Source organism: Sphingorhabdus sp. (assembly GCF_044239005.1).
Taxonomy (GTDB): Bacteria; Pseudomonadota; Alphaproteobacteria; order Sphingomonadales; family Sphingomonadaceae; genus Sphingorhabdus_B.
Window position 1 is genome coordinate 1 of the sequence record NZ_JBIICH010000081.1, and the last position, 10,311, is coordinate 10,311.

The window sequence follows — 10,311 nt, forward strand, 5'->3', positions numbered from 1 at the left end:
TTAACCGATTTTTCTGGCGTGAGCGGCTGTGCACCCAGCGCAACGGCCACAGGCGATGAAACCGGGAATGTCCCGATTTCGATAAGCACGCCACCGACGTTGTTGGTCGATGTGGTTGCGAATGATTGCTGGGCGAGGCTTGGCGCGCGGAAGCCAGTTGAAATTGATCCGCGCAAAGCCACGCCATCAACGATTTCATATCGTGCTGCGGCTTTACCATTGATGGTATCACCAAAGTCACTGAAATGTTCGTAGCGTCCCGCCAATTGCATCGTCAAGCTATCGGAGAGATCGGCATCGAGTTCGATGTAACCAGCAAAGCTATTGCGTGAAACGTCCGTCGCGTTTGCAGGGCGGAAGCCCGGGAACACTTGTGCACCACCGGCGGCATTGAACGGCGCAGCCGAGAACGGCCCGTTGACGTAGCTTTGAAGCTCACCTGGGACGATTTTATAATTTTCGTTGCGATATTCGCCACCGACGGCAAGCGATACGCTTTGGCCAATGCCGATGTCCAAATCGCGGCGCATATCAAGGTTGATCGACGTCTGGCCTGAACGAAGGCCGCCGGCGTCAAATTGCCGCGCACTTACGGTGCCGCCCAAGGACGTGTTGACCGTATTTTCGATGTTATAATCCAGACGGTTGGACCCATAGACCACCGATAGGTCATAATCCCATCCGCTCATGGCGCCACGAAGACCTGCCGCCGCAGAGATGTCAACGATTTCGCTGGCAATCAGGGGAAGGAAGCCATCTGCGTAAATGGGTACAAAGGTCGTCGTGGACGCGGCCCAATCGCGGTTGCGTACGTCCGCGGAACGGCGGTAGAAACCAGCGCCATTACCTTTACGGATGCCGTAGCTGCCGAAGGTGTAGAATTCTGCTGCGTCAGAAAATTCAATGCCGCCGTTGACGAAGAAGTTTAGATCCTGCGACACGCCGTCACCATAACGGTGCGCATAACGGTTGAAGGTCGCTTCGAGCGGATCACCTGCGTTGAAATAATTGCGGCGGATGTCTGGGCCCGAACGGTTGGTGGGTGAACGGTCCTTATATTCCGCCGTAAGGTTCACATAACCGTTGTCGCCCAAGGGTAGACCAAAGTTTGATGCGAAGGTGTATGTGTCACCGTCGCGACGTTTGCGGTCTTCACCGGTGTATGTGATGACGGGGTTGTCCGAAAGGCCAGTGGTCAACGAAACGGTATCAACCTGACCGACATCTTCCATCTCGGTAATATATTTGCCGAACGTTGCCTGCGCGCGTCCGCCAATGCCCTTTTTCAGCTGAATGTTGATCACGCCTGCAATTGCGTCGGAACCATATTGCGATGCCGCGCCGTCACGAAGAACTTCGAGGCGTTCGATGGCGAGCGGCGGAATGGTGTTCAAATCAACCGCGGTTGATCCGCGACCGACTGAACCGTTGAGGTTGACCAACGCAGACTGGTGACGACGCTTGCCGTTGACGAGCACGAGCACTTGGTCTGGCGCAAGTCCGCGCAAGGTCGCCGGACGAAGCGAGTCGGTGCCATCGGTCAAAGATGGCTGCGGAAAGTTGAATGATGGAACCAACTGGTTCAGCAACTTGTTGGTTTCGGTTGTACCGCTGTTCAGCAGCGCTTCGCCGGAGATGACATCGACAGGCACTGTGCTGTCTGCAACGGTGCGGTCGGTCCGGCGTGTGCCGGTCACGATAATGGCATTTATACCGGTTGCCTCTTCGGCCTCGGCTGCCGGCGCGGGTGTATCTTGCTGTGCAAACGCCGGATTGGCGGCCGCCACAAACAGCGCGGTGGATGAGACCGTCACCGCAAGTGCAGAAATTAGCTTATATGTTTTCATGATCATTCCCCGGTTTGTCAGTATATTTTTAATTCCGAGTATGAGGCTGGCACTTTGTTACGCCAAATTCCAGTAAACTCGTATTTTATTGCAATTTTGCAGCGGAAATGTGTCTTTATTACAACGCAACATATAGCGCTCAGCGCATTAAGCTGTGGATTGCTGAAATCGTTGCTTTGCGACGGCGGGTTCGCTCGCTATCGGGGCAGATATGTCTGACATAGTAGATGCTCCAGCAGAAGATCCATTTGACGCGATTGTCGACGCGCCGTTTGATGCGGCTTTGTCGGAACGCTATCTGATCTACGCGATGTCAACGATCACCGCGCGGTCGCTTCCCGATCTACGCGATGGATTGAAGCCTGTGCATCGGCGGCTGTTATGGGCAATGCGTTTGCTCAAGCTTGATCCAGCGAGCGGATATAAGAAATGTGCCCGTGTTGTCGGCGATGTTATCGGTAAATATCATCCGCATGGCGACCAATCCGTTTATGACGCAATGGTTCGGCTCGCGCAGACTTTTTCGCTGCGGTATCCGCTGGTGGACGGGCAGGGCAACTTTGGCAATATCGACGGCGATAATGCGGCGGCGTATCGATATACCGAAGCCCGTCTGACGCGCACAGCGATTGAGCTCATGAACGGGCTTGATGAGAACGCAACGGACTTTCGCCCTACCTACAATGGTGAAGATGAAGAGCCCGAGGTTATGCCCGGTCTGTTCCCCAATTTGCTGGCCAATGGTGCAAGTGGCATCGCGGTCGGCATGGCGACCAGCATTCCGTCGCATAATGCGGCCGAGATTATCGATGCTGCCATGCTCCTCATTGACGAGCCACAGGCACGGCACGACCAGTTGATGGAAATCGTCAAGGGACCCGATTTTGCAACGGGCGGCGTGCTGGTAGACAGTCCTGCGGTGATAAGTGCAGCCTATGCAAGCGGTCGCGGTGCTATGCGCGTGCGCGCGCGTTTTTCAAATGGCTGGCAAGACAGCGAGAAATGCTGGGAACCCTCAGGCGTGGAAAAACTGCCCGGCGGCACGTGGCAGCTTGTTGTGTCGGAAATTCCGTATCAGGTACAAAAAGGCAAGCTGATCGAGCAAATTGCGCAACTGATTGCCGATAAAAAGCTGCCCATATTGGACGACATTCGTGACGAAAGTGACGAAAGCGTTCGTATCGTGCTTGTACCCAAAAGCCGCAATGTCGATCCCGAAGATCTGAAAAACGCGCTGTTCCGCCTTACGGACCTTGAAACGCGCTTCTCGTTGAACATGAACGTGCTCGATGCCGACCGCACGCCAAAGGTCATGGGCTTGGGCGAGGTTCTGCTGCGTTGGTTGGCGCACCAAATTGAAGTGCTGGTGCGCAAATCGCAACACCGGCTGGAAAAGATCGATAGCCGTCTTGAACTGCTTCAAGGCTATATCATTGCGTTCCTGAACCTTGATCGCATCATTGAAATCATCCGTAACGAAGATGAACCAAAGCCGGTTATGATGGCCGAGTTCCAGCTGAATGACCGGCAGGCCGAGGCCATTCTCAACATGCGTTTGCGTTCGCTCCGCCGATTGGAAGAAATGGAGCTTCGGCGCGAGCTTGAGGGCTTGGAAGCGGAACGCGAAGAGCTGGTGAAGCTGATCGAAAGCCCGGCGCGTCAGAAGACGCGTTTGAAAAAAGACCTGACTGCGCTGCGCAAAAATTACGGTGAAGATACCGAACTTGGCCGCCGCCGCACAAGCTTGGAAGAAGCAGGGCAAGCACGCGAGATTTCGCTCGAGGCATTCGTCGAACGCGAACCCGTTACGGTTATCATGTCAAAACGTGGCTGGATTAAAGCCATGAAGGGCCATGCGGACCTATCTGCGCGCGCTGATTTCAAATTTAAGGAAGGCGATGGCCCTGCCTTTGCATTCCATGCGCAGACGACAGACAAGATCCTGATCGCAACAGCGAATGGCCGTTTTTACACCTTGGGTGCCGATAAGCTCCCCGGTGCTCGCGGTTTTGGTGAACCTGTTGGCACAATGATCGACATCGAAACCGGGAACGATATCGTTGCGGCGTTCCCTGCCGTGGCAGACGGGCGCATGTTGCTCGCGGCGTCAACGGGCAAGGGCTTTATCGCGCGGATGAGCGACATTATCGCCGAAACCCGCAAAGGACGCGGCGTCGTTACGTTGAAACCGGGCGCAAAGCTCTCGGTCGTTCGCCTTGCTCCGGCGGAGACAACGGACGAGGCGACGTTGAAAGACCAATATGTTGCCGTTGTGGGTGACAACCGCAAATTGGTGGTCTTCCCGCTCAGTGAAATTCCCGAAATGGCCAAGGGGCAGGGCGTTACCTTGCAGCGTTATAAGGATGGCGGCCTTGCAGATGCCGTCTGCTTTAAGATGAGCGAAGGGCTCAGCTGGGCAATGGGCGGCGATAGCGGCCGGATGCGCACGGAAAACGATATGTCCTTGTGGCGCGTGGCACGCGGCGCAGCGGGTCGACTTCCGCCGCAAGGTTTTCCAAGGAATAACCGCTTCGATTAGGTTTAATGTAAATTAACCACGCACGGGGTGAGCATCTTTTACAATCGCTATGCTTAACGCCGCGTAACGCTGAGCGATAGCCTGACCGGATTTTGCAGCCGCATCGGTTTTGAAGAGCAGGTGGACGCCGCCTTGGCTGTTCCGTTGGGCAGGGCTATTATTATGCGCGGCCTTTGCCTGAAGATACGGCTTATGCCTTTTTGGCCGCTGTCATGGCGGCCTCAACAAGCTGAAGCGCCAATTCGGACTGGCGATCCGAATTCGGGAAGTCCTCGGCAACCCAGATGGCTTCGAGTTCTTGCAAGGTTTTTGCGACGAGTGGACCAGCGGGCAACCCCATTTTGATTAGATCGCCGCCTTTGATGTGCATGATGGGGCTATCCCAATTGTCCAAGCGCGCCAGGCAAAGCGGCAGGGCATTGTCGTCGGCAAACAACATGGCGACATCGCGCGCGGTGTCATTATCAAAACGATAAGCGATGGCGCGGATATCGCCTTCCGACGGCATGCCGGCGTTCAACCGGTTGGCGAGATTCTCCCGCATTTTGTTTGACAGCTTCAGCCGTGCAGCCACTTTGTCGACCGCGACGGGATCCGTCACCAATATGCTGAGCAGCCGGGCAGGGAGCGAGAGCGGTTGATTGAGCAACTGCTCGCGTTCCACAAGCCGCTGCAATCGATCATGCGCATCGCTGCAAAGTTCGGGAAGAAATGGCGCGAAAATGCCATTGTCGATCATGAGACCGACAGACGCAGCTGGATTTTTGAGCGACAGCAATCGGGCCAGTTCTTGCGCAATGCGTTCGCGTGACAGCGCCGTCAGACCATGCGCCCCTTGTGCGCAGGCGTTGATTGCGTCCGCGTTCACCGGACCGCTGCCAAATCGGGCCAGGAAGCGGAAATACCGCAATATCCGCAGGAAATCCTCGGCGATCCGCTGCTTCGCGTCGCCGATGAAGCGCAGGCAGCCGTTTTCAAGATCGGTTAAGCCGCCGAAATAATCGAAAACCTCACCTGTTTGGGGATCAGCATATAGAGCGTTGATCGTGAAATCCCGCCGTGCGGCATCTTCCCGCCAATCGGTTGCGAAAGCCACCGTCGCACGCCGACCATCGGTGGAGACATCGCGGCGTAATGTGGTGATTTCATAATTCTTGCCGTCCACGACCGCCGTAATTGTGCCATGGTCCAGCCCCGTGGGCACGGCTTTGACGCCGCCCGCTTCCAATCGGTCCATAACGGTTTCGGGCAACAATGCGGTGGCAATATCAACGTCTGAAACGGGCAACCCCAACAATGTGTCGCGCACAGCGCCGCCGACATATCGGGGGCCACCATAAGAATCGGCCAGCAGCGCCAGCACCTTTTGTAAGCCCGCGGCCTGTTGCCATTCGGCGTGAGGAAGCTGTGCCGCAATCATGCCAGCCGCCGTACCAGATTGGCGATTATCCCCGCCGTTACGCCCCATATCCGCCGTTCGCCCCATTGCATGTCGTAATAGCTACGCTGCTGCCCATTCCAGTTGGCCTCTTTCTTGATGGAATTGGCAGGATCAAGCAGAAACGCAAGCGGGACTTCAAACCAGTCTTCCACCTCTTGCGGGTTGGGTTGAAGCTCAAGGTCAGGCGGGATGATGCCAACAACGGGTGCAATGCTGTACCCGCTGCCTGAATAATAAGTGTCGGCCACACCTATCACCTCGACGCGGGCAGGCGGTATGTTCAGTTCTTCTTCCGCCTCGCGCAATGCAGCAAAGATCGAACTTTCGTCGGTATCGTCAACCTTGCCGCCGGGAAATGCGACTTGGCCGGCGTGGCTGCGCAGCCATGTCGGGCGTTGTGTGAGAATAACGCCCGGTTCGGCGCGGTCGGTTATCGGGATAAGGACGGCAGCGGCACGATGTTGCACCGTGTCACCCAAGTAGCGCTCATCCTCAATCTCGATATCCAGCGCGGGGTCTAGCGCCTGATGTATGCGGTGCCGCCAACTCATGCAGGCGCCATCAAGCTGAATTGCGCACCTTTGCTGCAGATGCTGACGCCTTCGGGGTCTTCGGCAAGCGCAAGGTTGGCAAGTTCGTAATAAACGGGCCGTGCAAGCTTTGCCCAAAGTCCGCCGCGCACATGCAGATAGGGCAGGCCATTGCGCATTTCGATGGCGTGGTCGGCATCTGCGAAGACCAGATCATCGCTGTTCAATCGAAACGCGAGGGTCCGATTTTTTCCTTCGCCTTCGCTTTGCAGCTCAACCGCAATGAAGGGCGCATCATCGACCGCAATGGACAGCTTTTGTTGTGGCGTGACAAGCCAGTGCTTTCCATCGGCGTCGCATAACAACAAGCTCGAAAAAGCCCGGACCATTGCGGGGCGTTTGATCTCACCGCCCTGATGATACCATTTGCCATCGGCAGCGATACGCATTTCGCTGTCGCCCGTCGCGCCGGGCGTCCAGCTTTCAACCGGCGGCAGCTTTCGTGCCGCCACAAGCTCGGCAATATCCGAAAGGCTCAGGTTCGCAAGATCAGGGGCTTCGTAAGGCATAGGCTGGCGATACGGCTAAAGCGGACGGTCGTCAAAGCTTAGTCGGCTGGACCAAGTGCGCCATGTTCCGGCAAGGCCAGCATTGCCCGGTTGCGCAGCAAAAGTCGGCGTGGTTCCCAAGGGCCCGGCAAAGTCCAGCCCGATGTGCCTTCAGCGCTAAATCCAAATCGCCCGTAATATTCAGGGTCGCCAATCATCACCATCGGTGCATCGTCCGGCTGCATTGCGTCGAGCATCAGATGCATGAGCCGTGTCCCAATGCCCGCATTTTGACGGTGACTGGCGACCGCGACTGGGCCGACCAATATCAAGGCCGCGTCGCCGACACGTATCGGCCAACATTGAATGCTTCCGACAAGCTCGTCGCCGTCCAAGATGCCGAGCGACAAATGGCCAATGGCGGACATGCCCTTACGCAGCAGATAGGCAGTGCGTTGATGGCGGTCGAGGCCAAAGGCATCATCCAGCAACGCGTCTACAACGCCATCGGCAAGGTTCGAGAGTGCCGTTGCGTGCATGATTAATCACACGAGGGGGAAGATGAACGAAACATATGCGGCCCCCTGTCATTGCAGCCAGCATTTGTCCAATCGATTATCGATGATTCTGTTATGTAATCTTGGCAAATTGCGTTTGTCTGGAACATCGGTTAGCCTGTGCCCGTTAGAAAATGCTGTGCAGGAGACAATTTGGTGAACGAGCAAGATATCCCTCATGAGACCATGAATGCGCAAGCATCTGCAGCGTCCCCGCAACCCGGAGAGCCTGTTCCTAAGAGGATCGACTATTGGGGCTATATTGTCCTAGCCGCTGGCGTTGGCGCGCTCTTTTGGGGCCTTGTCTCTGCCGTTGGAACCGGTTGGGGCTATTGGGAATATACGTCCGGATTAAAGGGCGTGGCTGGGGCGTTTTTGCTGGGCCTTGGCGCCCTATTGCTTGGCGCAGTGCAAGGCTGGCGCGTGCGTAACGCTGTCAACCCGCCGCCACGTGCGCGTCGATGGGTCGGTATGGTTATTGCGCTTGCATATGTTGCCTGGGTGGGAACGTTTTTGATGGCGGCGTTGACCGTCCCTGCGATCCACGATGTCTCAACGGATTTGGCAGACCCGCCGGCATTTCAGACCTTGGCATTGCGCGCCGACAATCTCGACAATGTTCCCGGCGCGGATGATAAAGATATGAAGGGCCTCACGCCGCTGCAACGTTGGGCGTTGGTGCATCAAAAAGCTTATGGCGATATTCGCTCGGTACGCAGCAATGAACCGGTTCCCATCGTTATCGCCAAGGCGGAACGCCTCGCCAAGGCACGGGGGTGGGATGTTGCGATATCGTTACCTGAAGAAGGGCGCTTTGAGGCAACCGAGACCAGCGCGTTCTTTCAGTTTAAGGACGATGTGGTGCTGCGCGTTCGTCCATCAGAAACCGGCGAGGGCAGCATTGTTGATATGCGATCGGTCAGCCGGGTTGGGGTCAGCGATCTGGGTATGAATGCGAAGCGCGTCCGCGCGTTTCTTGCGGACCTAACAGGAACGGTAACGGCGGCGCCTTAAGCGCCGCCGCACGTTTTACTTCTTTGGCGTAAGCTTCAGCAGGCGGCCCTGCGATCCGGCACGCTCGTCCTCAAGCAGCCATATGGCGCCGTCTGGACCCTGTTCGACTTCACGAATGCGGGCGTCCATATTCCATTGGTCAGCCTTGGTTGCGTTCTCGCCGTCCAATTTTACGCGGACCAACGCTTTTGCGCCAAGGCCGCCTATAAATGCGCTGCCCTTCCAATCCTTGAACATATTGCCCGAATAAATCATCAGGCCGCCGGGTGAAATCGCCGGGTTCCAGAATAGCTTCGGTGCTTCAAAACCATCGCCTGCCGCGTGGTCGGGGATGTTGCGGCCGTCATAATGATCGCCGTTGGACACGGTGGGGTAGCCATAATTGGCGGCCTTCTTCACAAGGTTCAACTCGTCGCCACCCGCAGGTCCCATTTCCTGATTCCACAAACGTCCCTGCGCATCAAAGGCGATGCCGAGCGGATTGCGGTGGCCATAGGACCAGATTTGCGATTTCACGCGCCCTTGGTCGTAAAAGGGATTGTCCGATGGTACCATACCGCCATCGGTTAGTCGGACGATTTTGCCGAGATTTTGGTTGAGATCTTGGGCAGGGTCGAATTTCTGGCGGTCACCGCTGCTGATGTACAGCATCCCGTCGGGTCCAAATGCCAAACGGTGTCCGAAGTGGCCTTGGCCCGAAACCTTTGGTTCCTGACGCCAAATGATTTGAACGTCGGATAATGCCGGGGTGTTACCTGACAGATCGAGCTTGCCGCGCGCGACAGCTGCGCCAAACCCGCCTTCGCCTGCTTCGGCAAAGCTGATATAAACGAACTTGTTATTCGCAAAGTCGGGATGGAGAATGACATCACCCAGGCCGCCTTGTCCGCCATAGGCTACTGCGGGTACGCCCGTGACGTCGACAGTTGCGCTGTCCTTTTTCCAAAGCTTCAGCTTACCTTTTTTCTCCGTCACCAGCGCATATGGCGTGCCGGGAACGAATGTCATCGCCCAAGGCTCTTCAAAGTCCGCCATCACCGTGACATCGAACGGTTGCGATGCACTATCGGTGGGTGCTGCATCACTCACGGATGGCTGGCAGGCCGCTGCCAAAAAAGACGCGCCAATTAGGAATGATAATTTCGACATGTATAAGTGCTCCTCAAATATCCGCTTAGCGCAGTTGGGTACTGACCGGCGTATATGCAAGAGGCTTGCATATAAGAGAGTTCGGCGCTATACGGCTGTCATCCTTACATTGTGAGAACTTGGAAGGGCTAGCGCCACTAGGTGCTGGCAGCCAGAAGCTTTGCATGCCGTATAGAAAGACTGAATTTGCCTGACCTGAATACACTGACCGCGTTGATTGCACCCGAAGCAGAAGCGCTCGGCTTTGCGCTGGTGCGTGTCGCGTGGTTTGAAACCGGCGGGCAGGGCAGCGACGAGCCAACCTTGCAGGTGATGGCCGAGCGCCCCGATACGCGGCAGCTTGGTATCGATGACTGTGCGGCGTTGTCGCACCGTATATCGGACAAATTTGACGAGCTTGACCCAATTGTCGAAGCGTACAGGCTTGAGGTTAGCTCGCCCGGTATTGACCGGCCATTGACTCGCCTTGCCGATTTTACCGACTGGGCAGGCCATGAGGTTAAGGTTGAGCTGGCAGAGCCAATGGATGGCCGCAAGAATATCCGTGGCGATATTGTTGGCGTCGACGGTGACAATGTTCATGTCGATGACCGCAAATCCGGACGGCTGACATTCGCCTTTTCCAATATGGGCAGCGCCAAGCTGCTCTTGACAGACCGCCTTATTGCGTCGACTGCCCCCATCAA

Annotated in this window: 9 protein-coding genes; 3 read left to right on the top strand and 6 right to left on the bottom strand. The window is 56.2% G+C overall.

Annotation, left to right across the window (positions count from 1 at the left end):
* Positions 1–1,847, bottom strand: a 1,847-nt coding sequence (locus tag ACILQA_RS07565; protein WP_395629143.1) for a TonB-dependent receptor plug domain-containing protein, incomplete at its 3' end; no start/stop codon positions are given.
* A gap of 211 nt (positions 1,848–2,058) precedes the next feature.
* Here ACILQA_RS07565 and parC point away from each other — a divergent pair.
* Complete coding sequence (gene parC / locus ACILQA_RS07570; protein WP_395629144.1) at positions 2,059–4,386, top strand: DNA topoisomerase IV subunit A; 2,328 nt, start codon at positions 2,059–2,061, stop codon at positions 4,384–4,386.
* 190 nt (positions 4,387–4,576) lie between these two features.
* Here the strand turns inward: parC and ACILQA_RS07575 are convergent, their stop codons facing one another.
* Genes ACILQA_RS07575 through ACILQA_RS07590 form a run of 4 tightly spaced genes read right to left on the bottom strand, consistent with a single transcriptional unit; the run spans position 4,577 to position 7,444 of the window.
* On the bottom strand, positions 4,577–5,803 hold the full coding sequence (locus ACILQA_RS07575) for a CCA tRNA nucleotidyltransferase (protein WP_395629151.1): 1,227 nt from the start codon (positions 5,801–5,803) through the stop codon (positions 4,577–4,579).
* Entirely contained in the window at positions 5,803–6,378 is a 576-nt protein-coding gene (locus ACILQA_RS07580; RefSeq protein WP_395629145.1) for a CoA pyrophosphatase, read from the bottom strand. Before ACILQA_RS07580 ends, ACILQA_RS07575 begins: the two co-directional genes overlap by 1 nt.
* Positions 6,375–6,926: a DUF1285 domain-containing protein gene (locus tag ACILQA_RS07585; RefSeq protein ID WP_395629146.1), complete on the bottom strand. Its 552-nt coding sequence runs from the start codon at positions 6,924–6,926 to the stop codon at positions 6,375–6,377. Before ACILQA_RS07585 ends, ACILQA_RS07580 begins: the two co-directional genes overlap by 4 nt.
* A gap of 38 nt (positions 6,927–6,964) precedes the next feature.
* A complete protein-coding gene (locus tag ACILQA_RS07590) occupies positions 6,965–7,444 on the bottom strand; it encodes a GNAT family N-acetyltransferase (protein ID WP_395629147.1) in 480 nt (159 codons plus the stop codon).
* A 174-nt stretch (positions 7,445–7,618) separates the two neighbouring features.
* Between ACILQA_RS07590 and ACILQA_RS07595 the strand changes: the two genes are divergently transcribed.
* Positions 7,619–8,476 carry a DUF1499 domain-containing protein gene (locus ACILQA_RS07595; RefSeq protein WP_395629148.1) on the top strand — a complete coding sequence of 286 codons (858 nt, stop codon included), beginning with the start codon at positions 7,619–7,621 and terminating at the stop codon, positions 8,474–8,476.
* Between the two features lie 15 nt (positions 8,477–8,491).
* Here ACILQA_RS07595 and ACILQA_RS07600 read toward each other — a convergent pair whose 3' ends face one another.
* Positions 8,492–9,625 (bottom strand): PQQ-dependent sugar dehydrogenase, encoded by a 1,134-nt coding sequence (locus ACILQA_RS07600; protein WP_395629149.1) that lies wholly within the window; start codon positions 9,623–9,625, stop codon positions 8,492–8,494.
* 186 nt (positions 9,626–9,811) lie between these two features.
* On the opposite strand from ACILQA_RS07600, the gene rimP reads away from it, so the two are divergent.
* On the top strand, positions 9,812–10,311 hold a 500-nt coding region (gene rimP, locus ACILQA_RS07605), incomplete at its 3' end, for a ribosome maturation protein RimP (protein ID WP_395629150.1).